Raw genomic sequence first — 16,450 nt, forward strand, 5'->3', positions numbered from 1 at the left:
GACGTACACCTTGCGGCGGTGGGCGAATGACCTCGGTAGCTCAACCACCGTCATCACCAGTAAATGTGACGGTGCTTCATGTTCCCGTCTCCGATCCGCGAGTGAGACCCCTGCTGCGCGAACTGGGCCACGAGTACTCCGCGCGCTACGGCAAGGACGCCCATGCCGAGATCTCCCGCTACCCCGACGAGGAGTTCACCGAACCGTACGGCGGCCTGCTGCTCCTGCTGCTTGAGCGCGGCGAGCCCGTCGCAGGCGGCGCCTTCCGGCGGTACGACGCGACCACCGCCGAACTGAAGCGGATCTGGACCCACTCCGCCCACCGACGGCGTGGCCTCGCCCGCCGCGTCCTCGCCGAGCTGGAACGCGAGGCGGGCACACGTGGCTACCGGCGGATCCACCTGACCACCGGGCCACGCCAGCCCGAGGCCCGCGGCCTGTACCTGGCCACCGGCTACACCCCGCTGTTCGACACCCGGGCCGACCCGGAAACCATCGGCCCGCTGCCCTTCGAGAAGCATCTGCCGGCCGCAGCAGGCACAGCACGCTCAGCACGTACGGGAAAGGCAGCCGACCTGTGAACCCTCGCCCGATCAGAACCCGCCTGCGCATCGCCGCGACCGTCGCGCTGCTGCCCGTACTGGCGCTGACCGCGTGTGGCTCCGGCGACACCTCCGGCACCACACCGGCGGGCGCTCAGGCATCTTCCGCGCCGACCGACGACCCGGTCGCCGCCGTGCACAAGGTGGACTCCGTCGCCGCCCTGCTGCCCGCCGACGTGCGTGAAGCGGGCACGCTGCGGGTCGGCAGCTCGGTCGGATTCCCGCCTGGGGCGTACTACCCGAACGGGCAGGACAAGCCACCCGCCGGCCAGGACATCGACATCGCCGACGCGGTGGCCAAGGTCCTCGGCGCGAAGCTGGAGCGGCAGGACGCCTCCTTCGAGACGATCCTGCCCGCCCTGGGCAGCGGCAAGTACGACGTCGGGACTGGCAACTTCGGCGTCACCACCGAACGCCTCAAGACCATCGACTTCGTCACCTACATCAACGACGGCCAGGGCTTCGCGGTGAAGACGGGCAACACCTCCGTCGGCGAGAAGGTCACCGACCTCACCCAGCTGTGCGGGCTGACCATCGGCACCGGCGCCGGCACCACCTTCGAAGCGACCCTCACCGCGCAGAAGGGCGTGTGCGCGAAGGCGGGCAAGAAGCCGTACGACGTGAAGGTCTACGCCGAGAACGGCGCGACCCTCACCGCACTCCAGCAGGGCCGTACCGACGTGATCATGTCGACCATCAACGGCCTGCGCTACCAGGCGGCCCAGCCCGCCTCCCGGACCACCTTCCTCGGTGAGTTCCACCGCCTCGACGTCGGCTTCGCCTTCAAGAAGGGCTCCCCGCTCACCAAGGCCTTCCAGGCCGCCGTCAACGAACTGATCAAGGACGGCACGTATGCCCGGATCCTCAAGAAGTGGGGCACCTCCGCCTCCGCGATCGACACGTCGCGGATCAACCCGCCCGAGCACGCCTGAGAGTGGAGCAGGAACGTTCACCATGCCCACGCTGCCATCCACCACCGACACCGCGCCGCCCGGCGCGGCCACCCCGGGCGCCGGCCCCGGGGCCCCGCCGGCCCCGGAAGATCCGGCCTCCCTCAAGGTCGTACCCGCCCGCCACCACGCCCGCTGGGCGGCGGCCGTCGCCGTGATCGTGCTGGTCGCCCAGTTCGTGCACGGTCTGGCCACCAACCCGGTCTGGGAGTGGGGCGTCTTCAGCGACTACGTGCTGTCCGAGACGATCGTGCAGGCGGTGTGGGTGACCCTTCAGCTCACCGCGTACGCCACCGTCCTGGGCTTCCTCCTGGGCACCGTCCTGGCCTTCATGCGGCTGTCACGCAGCCCGGTGCTCCAGACCGTCGCCTGGACCTACATCTGGATCTTCCGGTCCATCCCGATGATCGTCCAGCTGGTGTTCTGGTTCAACCTGAGCGCGCTGTACGAGGAACTGGGCCTCGGTATCCCCTTCGGCCCGGTGTTCTGGTCCGTCGACAGCAACAGCATCATCGGCACCATGGGCGCGGCCGTCATCGGGCTGACCCTTCACCAGGCCGCCTATGCCGCCGAGATCGTGCGCGGCGGTGTCATCGCCGTCGACCACGGGCAGCTGGAGGCGGCCGCCGCGCTGGGCGTTCCCCGGCTGCGGCAGATCCGCCGGATCGTGCTGCCGCAGGCCATGCGCGCCATCCTGCCCACGGCCGGCAACGAGATCATCGGCCTGCTCAAGGGCACCTCGGTGGTCTACGTGATGTCCATCGGCGAGCTGTTCTACCAGGTGCAGGTGATCTACGGCCGCAACGGCCGGGTGATCCCGCTGCTGCTGGTCGCCACCGCCTGGTACGTCGTCCTCACTTCCCTGCTGTCGGTCGCCCAGTACTACGCGGAGCGCCACTACGCCCGGGGCGCCAACCGCACCCCGCCGCCCACCCCGCTCCAGCGTGCACGCCGCTTCGTCCGCACCGTGCGCGGGGCCGCCGCCCAGCGCAACCAGCCCGTCATACCCCTGAAGACCCCTGGAGTTCTGGGAGACAGCCGATGAGCGACGTGACGGTGGCCGTCAAGGACGCGACGCCGACGGTCGACACCGTGATGGTGGACGTCCGCGGCGTCCACAAGAGCTTCGGCCCGCTGGAAGTGCTGCGTGGCGTCGACCTCCAGGTCCGGGCCGGCGAGGTCACCGTGATCCTCGGCCCGTCCGGCTCGGGCAAGTCCACGCTGCTGCGGACCATCAACCACCTGGAGAAGGTCGACCGCGGCTGGATCAGCATCGACGGCGAACTCATCGGGTACCGCCGCTCCGGCGACAGGCTGCACGAGCTGAAGGAGAAGGACGTTCTGAAGCAGCGCACCCACATCGGGTTCGTCTTCCAGAACTTCAACCTCTTCCCGCATCTGACCGTGCTGGAGAACCTGATCGAGGCCCCGGTCTCCGCCCTGCGCCGCCCGCGCAAGGCAGCGCGGGAGACAGCCCGCAGGCTCCTCGACCGGGTGGGCCTCGCCGACAGAGCCGACGCATATCCCCGGCAGCTCTCCGGCGGCCAGCAGCAGCGCGTTGCCATCGCCCGCGCACTCGCCCTCGAACCCAAGGTGCTGCTCTTCGACGAACCCACCTCGGCGCTCGACCCGGAACTGGTCGGCGAAGTCCTCGACGTCATCAAGGACCTGGCCCGCACCGGAACCACCATGATCGTCGTGACCCACGAGATCGGCTTCGCCCGCGAGGTCGCCGACACCGTGGTGTTCATGGACGGCGGAGTCGTCGTGGAGCAGGGCCCGCCCGCGAGCGTCCTGGACACCCCGCAGCACGAGCGCACCCGCGCTTTCCTCTCCAAGGTCCTCTGACCGGCCCTCACCCCGTCTCCGCACGTAAGGAGCACGACCATGTCCACCTCGATCACCCGCCGCACCGCCTCAGCCGCGCTCGGACTCGCCACCGCTCTCGTCCTCGCCGCGTGCAGCAACCCCGACGGCGGCGGCACGACCGAGGTCGCGGCCACGTCGGGCAGCAAGACGAAGATCAACATCAGCCCCGACCAGGACCGCGTCACCACCGACAAGGTCGACTCCATAGCCGCCGAGGTGCCGGAGAACATCCGCGAGAGAGGCACCCTGGAGATCGTCGACTCGTCCGGCTCCGCCGCGCCACTGACCTTCTTCGCCACGGACAACAAGACCGTCATCGGCGTCGAGCCCGACATCGCCTCCCTGGTGGCCGATGTGCTCGGCCTCAAGCTGCACATCAACACGGTCTCCTGGGAGAACATCTTCGTCGGCCTCGACAGTGCCAAGTACGACGTCGGGTTCAGCAACATCACCGTCACCGAGGAGCGCAAGGAGAAGTACGACTTCGCCACCTACCGCGAGGACAACCTGGGCTTCGAGGCGAAGAAGGGCAGCGCCCTGAAGGCCGGCGGGCCGAAGGACGTGGCCGGCAAGACGGTCGCCGTGGGCAGCGGCACCAACCAGGAGAAGCTGCTCATCGAGTGGAGCAGGGAGAACGAGAAGGCCGGCCGCAAGCCGGTGAACATCAAGTACTACCAGAACGAAAGCGACACCTACCTCGCCCTCCGGTCCGGCCGCATCGACCTCTACCTCGGCCCCAACCCCACCGCCGCCTACCACGCGGCCACCACCGGCAAGACCGAGGTCGTCGGCACCTACTCCGGCGCCGGCTCCACCCTCCAAGGCCTCATCGCGGCCACCACCAAGAAGGACAGCGGTCTGGTCAAGCCGCTCGCCGACGCCCTCGACCACGTCATCGACAACGGCACCTACGCGAAGGTACTCGGGCGCTGGGGCCTGTCCGAGGAGGCCGTGACCAAGTCCGAGATCAACCCGCCCGGCCTGCCCAGGACCGACAAGTAGCCGACCCGGGGTGTGCGGGCCGTACGACGCCCGCCCAACCCGATCGTCATGCCCCGCGAACCCCGCCTCTCCCTCGCACTCACCGGGACCTGCAACCGCCCCACCGAGGGGCGCGCTCTGTCCACGGACTTCCAGGAAGGCACCCACTCGTGTCCTCAACACCTCCCTCTTTCCTGCACCTTGCCGTCGCCCTGGACGGCACCGGCTGGCATCCCGCCTCCTGGCGCGAGCCGGTGGCCCGCCCCCGGGACCTGTTCACCGCCGCCTACTGGGCCGACCTGGTCACCGAGGCCGAGCGCGGTCTGCTCGACTTCGTCACCATCGAGGACGGCCTAGGCCCGCAGTCCTCCCACTTCCTGGACCCGGACGAGCGCACCGACCAGGTCCGCGGCCGCCTGGACGCCGTGCTCATCGCCTCCCGTGTGGCACCGCTGACCCGGCACATCGGCCTGGTGCCGACGGCGGTGGCCACCCACACCGAGCCGTTCCACATCTCCAAGGCCATCGCCACCCTCGACTACGTCAGTAACGGCCGCGCCGGCGTGCGCGTGCAGATCACCGCCCGCCCGAACGAGGCCGCGCACTTCGGCCGCCGCACCCTCCCGCACATCAAGGCCTACGACCACCCGGACACCCGGGAGTCGGTCGCCGACCTCTTCGACGAGGCCGCCGACTACGTGGAGGCGGTGCGGCGCCTCTGGGACAGCTGGGAGGACGACGCCGAGATCCGGGACGCCGCCACGGGCCGCTTCATCGACCGCGACAAGCTGCACTACATCGACTTCGAGGGCAGGCACTTCAGTGTCAGGGGGCCCTCCATCACACCCCGCCCACCGCAGGGCCAGCCGATCGTCAGCGCCCTCGCCCACGACACCGTCCCCTACCGGCTCGTGGCCCGCGCCGCCGACATCGGCTACGTCACCCCGCACGGCGCCGACGAGGCCCGCGCGATCGTCGCACGGATCCGTGCCGAACAGGACGCGGCGGGGCGAGCCGCCGAACCCCTCCATGTCTTCGGCGACCTGGTGGTCTTCCTCGACGAAGACCCGGCCGCCGCGCGGGCACGCCGAGAACGGCTCGACGCGCTCGCGGGACAGCCGTACCCGAGCGACGCCCATATCTTCACCGGCACCCCCTCCGAACTCGCCGACCTGCTGGAGGACTTGCACAGCGCCGGGTTGACCGGCTTCCGGCTTCGCCCCGCCGTCGCAGGCCACGACATCCCGGCCATCACCCGTGGCCTGGTCCCCGAACTCCAGCGCCGGGGCGCCTTCCGCCGCGCCTACGAGGCCGACACCCTGCGCGGCCTGCTGGGCCTGGCCCGCCCCGCCAGCCGCTACTCCCCCCGACTCTCGACTTCGCTCGAGGCCGTGGGGACCCCCATCGCAACCGCCTGAGCCGGAGGGACGACCACGACCATGAGCAAGCCGCTGAAGCAGATCCACCTGGCCGCCCACTTCCCCGGCGTCAACAACACGACCGTGTGGAGCGATCCCAGCGCCGGGAGCCACATCGAGTTCAGTTCCTTCGTCCACTTCGCGCAGACCGCCGAACGCGCCAAATTCGACTTCCTGTTCCTCGCCGAGGGGCTCAGGCTCCGCGAACAGGGCGGAAAGATCTACGACCTGGACGTCGTCGGCCGCCCCGACACCTTCACCGTGCTCGCCGCGCTCGCCGCCGTCACCGAGCACCTGGGCCTGACCGGCACCATCAACTCCACCTTCAACGAGCCCTACGAGGTCGCCCGCCAGTTCGCCAGCCTCGACCACCTCTCCGGCGGCCGCTCCGCCTGGAACGTCGTCACCTCCTGGGACGCCTTCACCGGCGAGAACTTCCGCCGCGGCGGCTTCCTGCCGCAGGAGGAGCGCTACTCCCGCGCCAAGGAGTTCCTCGCCACGGCGAACGAACTCTTCGACTCCTGGCACGGCGACGAGATCCTCGCCGACCAGGCCACCGGCACCTTCCTGCGGGACGCCAAGGCCGGAGCCTTCGTGCACACCGGGCAACACTTCGACATTCACGGGCAGTTCAACGTCCCGCGCTCCCCGCAGGGCCGCCCGGTCATCTTTCAAGCCGGCGACTCCGAAGAGGGCCGCGAATTCGCCGCCTCCGAAGCCGACGCGATCTTCAGCCGGCACGCCACCCTCGAAGCGGACCAGGCCTTCTACGCCGACGTCAAGAAGCGCCTCGCCGCATACGGCCGCCGCCCCGATCAGCTGCTGATCCTGCCCGCGGCCACCTTCACCCTCGCCGACACCGACGCCGAGGCGGAGGAGCTGGCCAAGCTGGTGCGCAGGCAGCAGGTCAGCGGCGCCACCGCCCTCAAGCACCTGGAGTTCGTCTGGAACCGGGACCTGTCCTCCTACGACCCGGACGGGCCGCTGCCCGACATCGACCCCGACGTAGGTGACGACCACATCTCCAAGGGCCGCGCCCAGGTCCGCATGTACCGCGACCCGCTGGCGACCGCCCGCGAATGGCGCGAGCTGGCCGCCGCGAACAACTGGTCGATCCGGGACCTGGTCATCGAGACGGGCAACCGGCAGAACTTCATCGGTTCGGCCGAGACGATCGCCCGTACCATCAACGAGTTCGTCCAGGCCGACGCGAGCGACGGCTTCATCCTCGTCCCGCACATCACGCCGACCGGCCTCGACGCGTTCGCCGACAAGGTCGTCCCGCTCCTGCAGGAACAGGGCGTATTCCGCACGGAGTACACGGGCCCGACCCTGCGCGACCACCTCGGCCTGGCCCTCCCGCACTCCGGGCTTCGCTCGAACGCGGACAATCCCGTCGACGACGTCAGCGACGTACGGGCAGCGTCGTGAAGTTCCTCGCCATCACCCTGATCGTGCACCGGCCGGATCCCCTCACCGGCGTGCAGAAGACGACCCATGACCGCTTTCGCGAGGTTGTCGGCAACGCCCTGCTCGCCGAGGAGCTCGGCTTCGACGGCTTCGGCGTGGGGGAGCGGCACGAGCGGCCCTTCCTCTCCTCCTCGCCGACCGTCGTCCTCAGCCACATCGCGGCACTGACCCGACGCATCCGGCTGTTCACCGCCGTGACCACACTCAGCCTCCTGGACCCGGTGCGCGCCTACGAGGACTATGCCACCATCGACCACCTCTCAGCGGGCCGACTGGAGCTGATCATCGGCAAGGGCAACGGCGCCGCCCAGCGCGAGCTGTTCCACGTCACACCCGAGGACCAGTGGGACCGCAACGCCGAGAGCTACGAGGTCTTCCGGCAGATCTGGCGGCAGGACAAGGTGACCGCGGCGACCCGCTTCCGCCCTCCGCTGACGGACGCCGAGGTGTGGCCGAGGCCCTACCAGCGGCCCGTCCGGGTCTGGCACGGCAGCGCCACCAGCAAGAAGTCGGTGGACCTCGCCGCCCGCTACGGCGACCCTCTCTTCTCGGCGAACGTCACCAACCCCATCGAGCCGTACGCCGAGTTGATCAGGTACTACCGCGAGCGCTGGGAATTCCACGGCCACGACCCGGCGAAGCTCGCGGTCGGCGCCGGCACGGCCGGCCTCCTCGTGACCCGCACCTCCCAGGAAGCGATCAACGTGTACCGGCCGATCTTCGAGTCGACGCTGGCGTTCCAGAAGCAGCACGGTCTGCCGGTGGTCTTCGAAACCGTGGAGGACTTCGTCGAGCGCAGCTCCGCCCTGATCGGCAGCCCGCAGCAGATCATCGACAAGGTGCACCGCTACCACGAGCAGTTCGGGCACACGGTGCTGCATCTGCACGCGGACGCGAACGGGTTGACGGATGCCCGGCACCGTACCTCGCTCCAGCTCTTCCAGTCCGATGTCGCCCCGGTACTGCGCCGCGACATCCCGGACCCGCCCTTCGCCTGGGGACCGGTCCCGCCCGTCACCGAGGAGGAACCCGCCCATGCCTGACATCCCCCTCGGCGTCCTCGACCTGGTGCCGATACCGTCCGGCTCGACGGCCGCCGACGCCCTGCACAACTCCATCGACCTGGCACGGCACGCCGAACGCTTCGGGTACGCCCGGTACTGGTTCGCCGAGCACCACCTCAACCCGGGCGTCGCGGGCACGTCCCCCGCGGTCGTCCTGGCGCTGACCGCCTCCGCCACCTCCACGATCCGGCTCGGCGCCGGCGCCGTACAGCTCGGCCACCGCACCGCGCTCAGCACGGTCGAGGAGTTCGGCCTGATCGACGCCCTGCATCCCGGCCGCCTCGACCTCGGCCTTGGCCGCTCGGGCGGTCGCCCGCCGGGACAGCCCGCCCATGCCCCTGCGAGCGCTACGCCCGTCGTGGACGGCCGGGCCCCGAACGGACTCCTGATCCCGCCCCGCTTCTCCTTCGAACGCCTCCTCGGCTCACCCCGCATCGCCTTGCAGCGCAAGCTGCTCCTGCTGCCCGGCGCCGAGTCGCAGGACTACGCCGAGCAGATCGACGACATCCTCGCCCTGCTGACCGGCACCTACCGGTCCCCGGAGGGCGTCGAGGCGCACGTCGTGCCGGGCGAGGGTGCCGACGTCGAGGTATGGATCCTGGGCAGCAGCGGCGGCCAGAGCGCCGAGGCCGCGGGCGCGCGGGGGCTGCGGTTCGCAGCGAACTACCACGTCAGTCCCGCCACCGTGCTGGAGGCCGTGGACGGCTACCGGGCCTTCTTCCAGCCCTCCGACTTCCTCGACACGCCGTACGTCAGCGTCTCGGCCGACGTGGTCGTGGCGGAGGACGAGGAGACAGCCCGCGAGCTCGCCACCGGCTACGCGGCCTGGGTCCGCAGCATCCGCACCGCCGAGGGCGCCATCGCGTACCCGACGCCGGAGCAGGCCCGGGCCTTCGAGTGGCGTGACGAGGACCGGGAACTGGTGCGGGACCGCGTGGACACGCAGTTCGTCGGCTCACCCAGGTGGCCGACCGCCTGGTACAGCTCCAAGAGGCCACGGGAGCAGACGAGTTGCTCATCACGACGATCACTCATGACCACGCTGCCCGGGTGAGGTCGTACGAGCTGCTCGCGCAGGAGTGGAGCCGCAGGTGAGCGGGAGCCCCGGTACGCGGAAGAGCGCCGCCGGGCTCGTGCCCCTCAGCCCCGCATGAGCGGGGACGGCGCACTCCTTGCCACTCCCGATGGGGAAGGACCATGTGCGGGACGCCGAGTCCTGGTCGGGCGCCGGTTCTGTCACACGGGGCGACGGCAGCACGGACAGAGGCGCGACATGGCACGGGCCCGCGCCATGGACTCGGACGGCCGCAGCCAGCCGCAGGTCGGCATGTCACGCATCCGGGGCCATCCGGCTGACGCGGCGGCGCGGCACCTGGTGACCGAAGTCTGATCGGGCCCCTTCACGAAAGGGCTGTGCAGCCGCGTGCGTTGCGCACGAACAGCCGGTGCAGATCGCGGACGGCCCGGGGGACCCGGCCGGAAGGGCGGCTCTGCAGGACCAGCAGCACATCGGTCGCGTCGTGCGCGAGCGGCCGCACCGTGATCGTGCCCCGCCGCTCCAGCGGGTCGCCGATGACGCTGAAGTCGGGCAGCACCGTCGCCCCCAGACCCTCGGCGACCATCAGCTTGCCCATCTCGGCGCCGTCCGTGGAGTACGAGAAGGACGGCGTACGGCCGTCGAGCAGCCGGTGCAGGAAACGGTGCATGACGTAGCCGGACCGCATCACGATCAGCGGCTCGGCCAGGAGGCTGTCCGCGTCCACCGTCTTCAGGGCGGCCAACGCACTGTCCGGGCGCACGCACACCACCGGCCGGCCGCGCAGCAACTCGGTGGTCTCGAAGCCGGGCGGCAGGTCGTCGCCCTCGAGGTAGTTCACCAGCCCCAGATCGAAAGCACCCTCCAGGAGCCCGCGATGGATCTCGGACTGCTGCGCGCCCACCAGCTCGACCTGGGTGCGCGGGTGCGCGGCCCGGAACTCCCGCACGGTCGGGATCACCAGGGGAACGGTGGCCGTGTTGACCGTGCCGAGCCGGACCATGCGGCTGATGCGATGCTGGTCACCGGCCGCGCTGCGCAGCCGGTCGACCGCGTCCAGTACGCCCATGATGTGCGGCAGCAGCTCCCGGCCCTCGTCGCTGACCTTCGCCCCGGACCGCTTGCGCTTCAGCAGGTCCACGCCCAGCTCGCGCTCCAGGTTGCGTACGGTCTCGCTGAGCGCCGGCTGGGACAGGTGCAGTTCCTCCGCGGCCCGCCGCAGTGAACCCGACCGGGTGACGGCCGCGAGGTATTCGAGCTGTTCTATACGCACGACAGCGAGGCTGCCCATCGCCGCCGACCGGGTTCAAGGGAACCCCTGTCACAACCTCGTGAATTCCTGCTCTCAGGATCTGGAATCAGCCCCGGGCATTCTTGACCGGCCGGACTCCCCGCTGCTTTGATCGATGACATGAAGCGACAGGACCTCACGCGGCGACGCCATGTCGACCTTGCGCGTGTCTCCAGCTCTCGCTGTCGGGCCTGAGCGCACCCGGGGGAAACCCTCACACTCGCGCTGATCCTTCTTCGTGAATTCCACTGCAAGCCCTTGTCGCAGTGATTTCTGCCTTGCCCGGGAACGTCGTCCCCGCACCTCCGGCTCCCGGTCACTGAACACCTTTCCCTGTCACGCATGCGCCCCTTTTCGCGTGCGTACTCATGCCAGGAGTTCCCCCATGCCCGCAACCCCCGGCCCCGACCCCGCCCGTTTCGCCTACTGGGTGCCGAACGTCAGCGGCGGCCTGGTCACCAGCACCATCGAGCAGCGCACCGACTGGAGCTACGACTACAACCGCGAACTGGCCGTCCTCGCCGAGAACAACGGCTTCGACTACGCCCTCAGCCAGGTCCGCTACATGGCCAGTTACGGCGCCGAGTACCAGCACGAGTCGACCAGCATCAGCCTCGCCCTGCTGCTTGCCACCGAGCGGCTGAAGGTCATCGCCGCCGTCCACCCCGGCCTCTGGCACCCGGGCGTCCTCGCCAAGCTCGGCGCCACCGCCGACCACCTGTCGGGCGGCCGCTTCGCCGTCAACGTCGTCAGCGGCTGGTTCAAGGGCGAGTTCACCGCCCTCGGCGAGCCTTGGCTGGAGCACGACGAACGCTACCGGCGCGCGGAGGAGTTCATCACCGCCCTGCGGACGATCTGGACCGAGGACCACGCCGAACTCGCCGGTGACTTCTACCGGGTGCGCGACTTCTCCCTCAAGCCCAAGCCGCTGAACACCCCCGAGCGTCCGCACCCGGAGATCTTCCAGGGCGGCAACTCCACCGCCGCCCGCGCCATGGCGGGCCGCGTCTCCGACTGGTACTTCAGCAACGGCAAGGACTTCGACGGCGTCACCGAGCAGATCGCCGACGTCCGCGCCTCCGCCGCCCGAGCGGGCCGTACGCCACCGAAATTCGGACTCAACGGCTTCCTCATCGCCCGCGACACCGAGGCCGAGGCCCGCGACACGCTCCGCGAGATCATCGCCAAGGCCGACGCCCCTGCCGTGCACGGCTTCCAAGACGCCGTCCAGCAGGCCGGGCGGTCCACCGCCGACGGCAAGGGCATGTGGCAGGACTCGGACTTCGAGGACCTCGTCCAGTACAACGACGGCTTCCGTACGGGTCTGATCGGCACCCCTGAGCAGATCGCCGAGCGGATCGTCGCCTACAAGCGCCTCGGCGTCGACCTCTTCCTCCTCGGCTTCCTGCACTACCTGGAGGAGGTCGAGTACTTCGGCAAGCGGGTGCTGCCCCTCGTACGCGAACTGGAAGCCCGGCAGCCCGAGTCCGATCCCGTCACCGTCCGCGCCTGACCACCCGTGACCGGCACCGACAGCAAGAGAGGTACCCCCATGAGCACCGCGTCACCGGCCGACTGGAAGACCGCCCCCGCCCCGACCGACGCCGCCGGCTGGATCGCCCGCGCCGCCGACGTCGCCGCCGTCCTCGCCTCCGACGCCGCCGCCCGGGACAAGACGGCCGCCACCCCGTACGCCGAGGTCCGGCTGCTGAAGGAGTCCGGCCTGGTGACCCTGCTCGGCCCCGTCGAGCACGGCGGCGGTGGCCAGGAGTGGCCCACCGCCTACCGTGTCGTCCGCGAGGTCGCCAAGGCGGACGGTTCCATCGGCCAGCTGCTCGGCTACCACTACCTGTGGAACTGGGCCGCCCGGCTGGTCGGCACCCGCGAGCAGTGGGAGCACGTAGAGGCCGAGGCCGCCCGCAACCAGTGGTTCTTCGGCGGCGCGGTCAACCCGCGCGACGACGACGTGGTGGTGAGGGACGAGGGCGACACGCTCACCTTCACCGGCCGAAAGTCCTTCTCCACCGGCAGCAAGGTCTCCGACGTCACCGTGCTGGAAGGCGTCCTGGCCGGCACCGACGACCACGTCTTCGCCATCGTCCCGTCCGACAGCCAGGGCCTGACCTTCCACGACGACTGGGACAACATCGGCCAGCGCCTCACCGAGAGCGGCGGCGTCACCCTCGACGCCGTACGGGTCCCCTGGTCGGCCGCGGCGGGCTACGTCGACAAGCGGTTCCAGCCACGCGTCTACAACACCCTCAACGTGCCCACCATCCAGCTCGTCTTCGTCAACTTCTACCTCGGCATCGCCGCCGGCGCACTGGAGACCGCCGCCGCCTACACCCGGACCAAGTCACGGCCCTGGCTGCACGGAGGCCACGAACACGCCGTCGACGAGCCGTACGTCATCGACATCTACGGCGACCTCACCGCCAAGCTGTGGGCCGTCGAGGCCCTGGCCGACGCCGTGGCCACCGAGGGCCAGAGGCTGCACGACGACCCGGACGCTGTCACCGAGCAGGACCGGGGCGAGTTCGAGGTCCGGGTCGCCGCGGTGAAGGCCCGCGCCACCGACGTGGCCCTGGACATCACCCATCGCATCTTCGAGGTGACCGGCGCGCGTGCCACCGCCTCCGCCGAGGGCCTCGACCGCTTCTGGCGCAACGTCCGCACCCATTCGCTCCACGACCCGGTCGCCTACAAACGCCGCGAGATCGGCCGCCACGTCCTCACCGGCGAACTGCCGCAGCCCACCTGGTACTCCTGAAAGGTCCTCTTCCTCATGGCCATCATCCTCTCCGTCTCCGGCAGTCCGTCCGCCACCTCCCGCACCGCCCGGCTGCTGCGCCACCTGGACGACCGGCTCACAGCGCAGGGGCACGAGGTGATCCCGCTCGACGTCCGGACCCTGCCCGCCGACGCCCTGCTCGGCGCGGACTTCCGGCACCCGGAGATCATCCAGGCCGCCGCCCTGGTCGAGCGGGCCGACGGCGTCGTGGTCGGTACCCCCGTCTACAAGGTCGCCTACTCCGGGCTGCTGAAGTCACTGCTGGACCTGCTCCCGCAGTACGCGCTGGCCGGCAAGACGGTACTGCCGCTGGCCACGGGCGGCTCCACCGCCCACGTCCTGGCCATCGACTACGCCCTGCGCCCCGTGCTGAGTTCCATGGGCGCCGCGCACATCGTCCCGGGCTGGTTCACCCTCGACAAGGATCTCACCGTGGGCGTCGACGGCTCGCTGAACGTCGCGCCGGCCTCCGCCGAGGCGCTGGCCCAGGTCACGGACCAGTTCTCGCTCGCCCTGGGCGGCCGTACAACAGTGCTGGCGGCCACCGGATGAGCGCCCCGGCCGTGATCGGCGGCGACGGCGAAGCCCTCGCCGTCGCCGCTGATCTGGCCGCGGACTTCCGCCGGGCCGTCGCGGAGCGGGACGCGGTACGCCGGCTGCCGCACGCGGAGCTGGAACGGCTCTCCGCCTCCGGGCTGCTCGGGGTGAACGTGCCGGCCGAGTTCGGCGGCGCGGACGTCCGCGCGGAGACGCTCGCCGAGGTCTTCCGGCTGCTGGCCGCCGCCGACGCCAGCATCGCGCAGATCCCGCAGAGCCACTTCGTCTACGTCAACGTGCTGCGCCGGCAGGGGACGCACGAGCAGCAGAAGTTCTTCTTCGGCGAGGTGCTGCGCGGCAAGCGATTCGGCAACGCCCAGTCCGAGGCGGGCACGAAGCACGTACAGGACATCCGTACCAGGCTCGCGCCACGCCCGGACGGGTCGTACGTCCTCGACGGCGTGAAGCACTACTCCACGGGCGCGCTGTTCGCCCACTGGATCCCCGTCCTCGCCCGCGCCGTCGACGACACCCTGCACGTGGCGTACGTACCGCGCGACGCGCCCGGTCTCACGGTCCTGGACGACTGGGACGGCATGGGACAGCGCACCACCGCCAGCGGAACCGTCCGCCTGGAGTCGGTGCCTGTCCCCGCCGACCGCGTCGTGCCGCACCACCTCACCTTCCAGGGCCCCCAACTTCACGGGACAGTCGCCCAGTTGCTGCATGCTGCCATCGACGCGGGCATCGCCTCCGGCGCGCTCGCGGAGGCCGCGGACTTCGTCCGCACGAAGAGCCGGCCGTGGTTCGAGAGCGGGTTCGAGACGGCCGCGGAGGACCCGCTGCTCGTCCAGCGGTTCGGCGAGCTCGACCTCCGGGTCAGGGCGGCACAGGCACTGCTGCGCGAGGCCGCCCGGACGGTCGACGCCGCCCGGGACGACCTGACCGACCACTCCGCCGCCGAGGCGTCGATCGCGGTCGCCGCGGCCAAGGTGACTGCGGCGGAGGCCGCCGTGGAGGTCGGCAGCGCTCTCTTCGAGGTCGCCGGTACCCGCGCCGCCCTCGACTCCCTGGGCCTGCACCGCCACTGGCGCGACGCCCGCACTCACACCCTTCACGATCCGCCCCGCTGGAAGGTCCAGCACATCGGCCGCTACCTCCTCAACGGCACCCGGCCGCCCCGGCACGGACTGCTGTAGACCGACGCCCCCTCGAACGGAGACCCCCACGTGTCCCTCACCTTCCACTGGTTCCTGCCCACCAACGGTGACAGCCGCCACGTCGTCGGCGGCGGCCACGGCACCCCCGCCGGCGAGTCCGGCCGCGACCGGCCGCCGTCCGTCGCCTACCTGAGCCAGATCGCCCGCGCCGCCGAGGGCCTCGGTTTCGTCGGCGCGCTCACCCCCACCGGTGCCTGGTGCGAGGACGCGTGGCTCACCACCGCGATGGTCAGCCAGAACACGGAGCGGCTGAAGTTCCTGGTCGCCTTCCGGCCCGGCTTCGTCTCACCCACGCTCGCCGCGCAGATGGCCTCCACCTTCCAGCGGCAGACCGGCGGACGGCTGCTGCTCAACGTCGTCACCGGCGGCGAGAGTCACGAACAGCGCGCCTACGGCGACTTCCTCGACAAGGACGACCGGTACCGGCGCACCGGCGAGTTCCTCCAGATCGTGCGGGAGCTGTGGGAGGGCAAGACCGTCGATCTGGTCGGCGAGCACCTCCGGGTCGAGGACGCCACGCTCGCCCGGGTACCCGACCCGGTCCCGGAGGTGTACTTCGGCGGCTCCTCACCGATCGCCGGTGAGATCGCCGCCCGCCACGCGGACGTCTACCTCACCTGGGGCGAGCCGCCGGCCGCCGTCGCCGAGAAGATCGAGTGGATCCGGAGGCTGGCAGCCGAGCAGGGACGCACCGTCCGGTTCGGCATCCGGCTGCATGTCATCACACGCGACACGTCCGAGCAGGCCTGGGCGGAGGCGAACCGGCTCGTCGACGGCTTCGATCCCGAGGCCGTCAAGGCCGTCCAGGCGGGCCTGGCCCGCAGTGAGTCCGAGGGGCAGCAGCGCATGCTTGCCCTGCACGGCGGCAGGCGGGACGCCCTGGAGATCCACCCGAACCTCTGGGCCGGCATCGGGCTGGTACGGGGCGGCGCGGGCACCGCGCTGGTCGGCAGTCACGAGGAGGTCGCCGAGCGGATCAAGGAGTACGCGGCCCTGGGCATCGAGGAGTTCGTGCTCTCCGGCTACCCGCACCTGGAGGAGGCCTACTGGTTCGGGGAGGGCGTCCTGCCGAAGCTCACGGCACAGGGACTGTGGACCCACCCCTTCCGCACCGCGGCGGATGCGGGGCCCACCGCCCACGTCCCCTTCGTCGGCGCCGGAAACCCACGACGCCCCGCGTGACCGCTCACGGCTCCGAGACGGTGACCGGTCCCCTGGGAC

The 16,450-nt window shown here is 70.5% G+C and carries 15 protein-coding genes and 1 pseudogene; 15 read left to right on the top strand and 1 reads right to left on the bottom strand.

The window, feature by feature from the left end:
* Positions 1-26: 26 nt before the first annotated feature.
* From ACIBCJ_RS04175 to ACIBCJ_RS04215, 9 genes and pseudogenes are all read left to right on the top strand, one after another.
* Positions 27-581: a GNAT family N-acetyltransferase gene (locus ACIBCJ_RS04175; RefSeq protein WP_365978548.1), complete on the top strand. Its 555-nt coding sequence runs from the start codon at positions 27-29 to the stop codon at positions 579-581.
* Entirely contained in the window at positions 578-1,534 is a 957-nt protein-coding gene (locus ACIBCJ_RS04180; protein WP_362098592.1) for an ABC transporter substrate-binding protein, read from the top strand. The genes ACIBCJ_RS04175 and ACIBCJ_RS04180 overlap by 4 nt, the downstream gene beginning before the upstream one ends.
* 31 nt (positions 1,535-1,565) lie before the next feature.
* Positions 1,566-2,597 carry an amino acid ABC transporter permease gene (locus tag ACIBCJ_RS04185; protein ID WP_365978911.1) on the top strand — a complete coding sequence of 344 codons (1,032 nt, stop codon included), beginning with the start codon at positions 1,566-1,568 and terminating at the stop codon, positions 2,595-2,597.
* Positions 2,594-3,400 carry an amino acid ABC transporter ATP-binding protein gene (locus tag ACIBCJ_RS04190; RefSeq protein ID WP_362098595.1) on the top strand — a complete coding sequence of 269 codons (807 nt, stop codon included), beginning with the start codon at positions 2,594-2,596 and terminating at the stop codon, positions 3,398-3,400. Before ACIBCJ_RS04185 ends, ACIBCJ_RS04190 begins: the two co-directional genes overlap by 4 nt.
* A 39-nt stretch (positions 3,401-3,439) precedes the next feature.
* Positions 3,440-4,423, top strand: a complete 984-nt coding sequence (locus ACIBCJ_RS04195) for an ABC transporter substrate-binding protein (protein ID WP_365978547.1) — start codon at positions 3,440-3,442, stop codon at positions 4,421-4,423.
* 149 nt (positions 4,424-4,572) lie between these two features.
* Positions 4,573-5,820 (top strand): LLM class flavin-dependent oxidoreductase, encoded by a 1,248-nt coding sequence (locus tag ACIBCJ_RS04200; protein WP_365978546.1) that lies wholly within the window; start codon positions 4,573-4,575, stop codon positions 5,818-5,820.
* Positions 5,821-5,841: 21 nt separating this feature from the next.
* A complete protein-coding gene (locus ACIBCJ_RS04205; RefSeq protein WP_365978545.1) occupies positions 5,842-7,251 on the top strand; it encodes an NtaA/DmoA family FMN-dependent monooxygenase in 1,410 nt (469 codons plus the stop codon).
* Positions 7,248-8,333: an LLM class flavin-dependent oxidoreductase gene (locus ACIBCJ_RS04210; RefSeq protein WP_365978544.1), complete on the top strand. Its 1,086-nt coding sequence runs from the start codon at positions 7,248-7,250 to the stop codon at positions 8,331-8,333. Before ACIBCJ_RS04205 ends, ACIBCJ_RS04210 begins: the two co-directional genes overlap by 4 nt.
* A pseudogene (locus tag ACIBCJ_RS04215) lies at positions 8,326-9,449 on the top strand (LLM class flavin-dependent oxidoreductase). The gene ACIBCJ_RS04210 and the pseudogene ACIBCJ_RS04215 overlap by 8 nt, the downstream one beginning before the upstream one ends.
* Before the next feature lie 305 nt (positions 9,450-9,754).
* Here the strand turns inward: ACIBCJ_RS04215 and ACIBCJ_RS04220 are convergent.
* Positions 9,755-10,663: a LysR family transcriptional regulator gene (locus ACIBCJ_RS04220; RefSeq protein ID WP_365978543.1), complete on the bottom strand. Its 909-nt coding sequence runs from the start codon at positions 10,661-10,663 to the stop codon at positions 9,755-9,757.
* A gap of 138 nt (positions 10,664-10,801) precedes the next feature.
* Here ACIBCJ_RS04220 and ACIBCJ_RS04225 point away from each other — a divergent pair, with 138 nt between their 5' ends.
* The 6 genes from ACIBCJ_RS04225 to ACIBCJ_RS04250 all read left to right on the top strand — a co-directional run bounded on the left by ACIBCJ_RS04225 (position 10,802) and on the right by ACIBCJ_RS04250 (position 16,411).
* Positions 10,802-10,876, top strand: coding sequence for a putative leader peptide (locus tag ACIBCJ_RS04225; RefSeq protein ID WP_362098752.1), 75 nt, complete (start codon positions 10,802-10,804; stop codon positions 10,874-10,876).
* A 190-nt stretch (positions 10,877-11,066) separates the two neighbouring features.
* Positions 11,067-12,194 carry a dimethylsulfone monooxygenase SfnG gene (sfnG, locus tag ACIBCJ_RS04230; protein ID WP_362511544.1) on the top strand — a complete coding sequence of 376 codons (1,128 nt, stop codon included), beginning with the start codon at positions 11,067-11,069 and terminating at the stop codon, positions 12,192-12,194.
* Positions 12,195-12,233: 39 nt separating this feature from the next.
* Positions 12,234-13,451 (top strand): acyl-CoA dehydrogenase family protein, encoded by a 1,218-nt coding sequence (locus tag ACIBCJ_RS04235; RefSeq protein WP_362511547.1) that lies wholly within the window; start codon positions 12,234-12,236, stop codon positions 13,449-13,451.
* 15 nt (positions 13,452-13,466) lie between these two features.
* Positions 13,467-14,024 carry an NADPH-dependent FMN reductase gene (gene ssuE, locus ACIBCJ_RS04240; RefSeq protein WP_365978542.1) on the top strand — a complete coding sequence of 186 codons (558 nt, stop codon included), beginning with the start codon at positions 13,467-13,469 and terminating at the stop codon, positions 14,022-14,024.
* Positions 14,021-15,208 carry an SfnB family sulfur acquisition oxidoreductase gene (locus tag ACIBCJ_RS04245; RefSeq protein WP_365978541.1) on the top strand — a complete coding sequence of 396 codons (1,188 nt, stop codon included), beginning with the start codon at positions 14,021-14,023 and terminating at the stop codon, positions 15,206-15,208. Before ssuE ends, ACIBCJ_RS04245 begins: the two co-directional genes overlap by 4 nt.
* Before the next feature lie 30 nt (positions 15,209-15,238).
* A complete protein-coding gene (locus ACIBCJ_RS04250) occupies positions 15,239-16,411 on the top strand; it encodes an LLM class flavin-dependent oxidoreductase (protein WP_362511553.1) in 1,173 nt (390 codons plus the stop codon).
* Positions 16,412-16,450 lie beyond the last annotated feature (39 nt).

This window comes from Streptomyces sp. NPDC051136 (assembly GCF_044455745.1).
Lineage (GTDB): Bacteria > Actinomycetota > Actinomycetes > Streptomycetales > Streptomycetaceae > Streptomyces.